This is a genomic window from Xenorhabdus griffiniae (genome assembly GCF_015163655.1).
Lineage (GTDB): Bacteria > Pseudomonadota > Gammaproteobacteria > Enterobacterales > Enterobacteriaceae > Xenorhabdus > Xenorhabdus griffiniae.
In genome coordinates, this window is record NZ_JADEUF010000197.1 from 1 (window position 1) to 3240 (window position 3240).

The 3240-nt window shown below is 35.5% G+C and carries 2 protein-coding genes and 2 pseudogenes; all 4 read right to left on the reverse strand.

Annotated elements, in window-relative coordinates:
- Positions 1-124: 124 nt before the first annotated feature.
- The gene (locus IQ211_RS18505) at positions 125-1195 is read right to left on the reverse strand and encodes a M4 family metallopeptidase (protein ID WP_189759922.1); all 1071 of its coding nucleotides are present in this window, start codon (positions 1193-1195) and stop codon (positions 125-127) included.
- A 248-nt stretch (positions 1196-1443) separates the two neighbouring features.
- Entirely contained in the window at positions 1444-2352 is a 909-nt protein-coding gene (hemF, locus tag IQ211_RS18510) for an oxygen-dependent coproporphyrinogen oxidase (protein ID WP_189759923.1), read from the reverse strand.
- 288 nt (positions 2353-2640) lie between these two features.
- Positions 2641-2730 (reverse strand): annotated as a pseudogene (locus IQ211_RS20280) (IS1 family transposase); the annotation flags it as partial.
- Between the two features lie 126 nt (positions 2731-2856).
- Positions 2857-3138, reverse strand: a pseudogene (locus tag IQ211_RS18520) (DUF1240 domain-containing protein); the annotation flags it as partial.
- Between the last annotated feature and the right edge of the window lie 102 nt (positions 3139-3240).

Genomic DNA, 3240 nt, shown 5'->3' on the forward strand with positions numbered 1-3240 from the left:
GGGTTCAAAAATATTAATTTATAAATATGATAAAGGGTTATCCTTAACCCTTTATCATTTATTTTAGGATTATCTTAATGTTACTGACCAAAATATGAATTGGTATTTTATTAATGGTTATTCATTATTCTTTGGAAAGTAGAACACCAACTTCTTTCCAACCATGACTAACAATCTTTGATGTTTTCTTGTTGAATAATTTCTCAGCATTATCAATCGTCAATTTGGCAAAATCCTCGAAATCTGCATCTGAAGATAGACGTTTATCCAGTAGCGTTTCATACCAAATCTTTCCTGCTTTTTCCCAGGCATAGCCTCCCAACTCCATCGCCACTAAATAAAATGCCCTGTTAGGAATGCCTGAGTGTATGTGAACGCCTCCATTATCAATTATGAAGGGAAGGTCTTCATATAGATCCATATGACCAACTTGCTTATCTCCAGAAAATGCACTTCCGGGGTTAATAAAGGTGCGTAAGCTAACATCGGATTTATTTTCTGGGTTAAATTTTGGCCCTAGTAAGCCTTGGCCTAATAGCCAATTGGATTCATCGACTTTTTGGTTATTAACATATTGTTTTACCATAATGCCAAATACGTCTGCGATGGATTCATTAAGTGCACCAGACTGATAGATATAATCAAGTCCAGCTTCGCTTTCGATGACACCATGGGTTAACTCATGAGCTATAATATCAATGGCAGAAGTAAAGCGATTGAAATATTTCCCATCTCCATCACCAAATACCATTTGTTTTCTGGTCCAGAATGCATTCAGATAATTTTTTCCAAAATGTACTGTAGCAACTAACTTGATTCCTTTATTATCAAGAGAATTGCGGCCGAAAACTTTTTTATAGAATTCATGAGTCTTACCAATATATTCATAAGCCTCATTAACTGAATCATCTAAACTCTCTGGCATACCTTCACTGCGAGATAACTCTTCTCCTGGGAATTCCTCTTTATTTTTAGCATCATAGATAGTGCGATGCAGTTTATCGTCCACCTCTTTTTTAGTTTCTTGTTTATCCTGTTGAGAAACAGTGTCTTCAGCAGGAGTATTCATCAATTGATAAACATGACCTAATGTTTTTAATACATATTGATTAGTATATGTATCACAATCATCAGAGATATGTTCCAGAACAAATGGAGGAATTAAGCTGTATATGTTGGTTTGATTATTGCTCATAATAATACCCTATTTTGTTGTTAGATGTTGTATTCGTTTTTTGGGGCCCGGATTGAATACTAGCTGTAATTAATAGGCGAGTCATTAGTGTAAGTATTGACTTTTTATGGCAGGGTATTGCTAATGAAAAATAATAAATGTTTTTATCAGTATTATGATAAATAACCCATCTGTTTTAGGTTAACTTTTTTATAAACAAGGAGTAAAACAGGAATAAAGAAACTGTCTTGTATTCCTGTTTTGAATTGTCATACCCAGTCTTTTTTTATCAGAAATGAAGTATATAATTCAGATTCAGGAGAATTAGCTTCTGGAGAATAGTTATATTCCCAACGTACTAATGGGGGCATTGACATTAATATAGATTCAGTTCTTCCACCGCTTTGCAGGCCAAACAGTGTTCCTCTGTCCCAAACAAGATTGAATTCAACATAGCGGCTACGACGATATAATTGGAATTGTCTTTCACGATCACACCAAGTGATATCTTTTCTTCTTTCTACAATCGGTAAATAGGCTGATAAAAATCCATTTCCGACAGCTTGCGTGAAATTAAAGCAGGTATCAAAATCAGGCGTATTTAGATCGTCATAAAACAAGCCACCAATGCCACGTGGTTCATTGCGGTGTTTAATAAAAAAGTAATCGTCACACCATTTTTTATATTTGGGATAAATACCATCGCCAAACGGTTGACATAAATTTTTGGCAACGGTATGCCAATGAATAGCATCTTCTTCAAAACCATAATAAGGCGTGAGATCAAAGCCACCGCCAAACCACCATACAGGAAGCTCCCCTTCTTTTTCAGCAATAAAGAAACGCACATTTGCATGGCTGGTTGGGACATAGGGATTAAGAGGATGAATGACAAGCGAAACTCCCATCGCCTGATAACTGCGACCTGCTAACTCAGGACGATGAGCTGTAGCCGAAGCGGGCATTGAAGCTCCGGAAATATGTGAAAAGTTCACACCGGCTCTTTCAAAAACCTTACCTTCCGTCAACACTCGGCTTCTTCCGCCACCACCATCTTCTCGTTGCCAGCAGTCTTCCATGAAGGTTGATTGACCATCAATTTGTTCTAGTTGCTTGCAAAGGTGATCCTGTAATGAGAGGAAAAAATTCTTAACTTGATATAGATTAGGTGTATTCATGTTCAAAATTTAACCATTTGATGTTATTAAAATAAATCTCACTTTTTAACGAATTTGTTCTTTTTGTTTGTACATAGCCGCTGAACAAATCTATAAACAAAACATAAGATAAGAACAATGTGAGAGAAAAGAAAGTATAAGTTTGTGAGCGGTGAAACGAAATCAGTGGGTTAAACGTTCAAAAGCCAAATTCTACCTAAACAGGTTTTCATAACACTGAGAGTATCAGATGTTGGAGTTCCTTACCCCGCATGGGGAAGGAATATTCCTGTCATTTTGAAACGCTATTTAGTCAAACATAGTCACTTTATCGTGTATTTCTTTAGATTTGGAATAGCCTATTGTTTTTCGATTCAGCATTTTGATATGAATACGCAGATATACACAACTACCAATGGGTTGGATACGTGACTCTGTAGTTAACACGGTGGAAATAGTAAAAAAGCCTCTAAATTTAGAGGCTAAATATGAGAGAATGTAGGAATGTAATATTTGCGTAAATTTCTATTTACACAGTGATAAATTTTTCACGTAGGTTGTTGGTGACATCCACGATATTTTATCACACGTAATATAACCCTCGCTTTTTAATTTATAATCAACATACAAAGAAATAGGGAAGCTAATAATAAATGAGGTAATCATCAACCTGGTCAGGTATTTAATAATTATATTATTATATTTTGGCAGTCTATCAAATAAAAAGAAAAAGATAGAGCCTGATATAGAATAAAACAATATAGGAGAAGACAAAAACCCTATGATAATGCCACTAGAAAATTTTATTCTTCCATATGAAAGGTTAAAACCACCGACTTTAGTCGGTCAGCTTTAGCTGCAATACTGTGTTGTACTGGAGGTGCAACATGGATTACAGATACGGCAGTC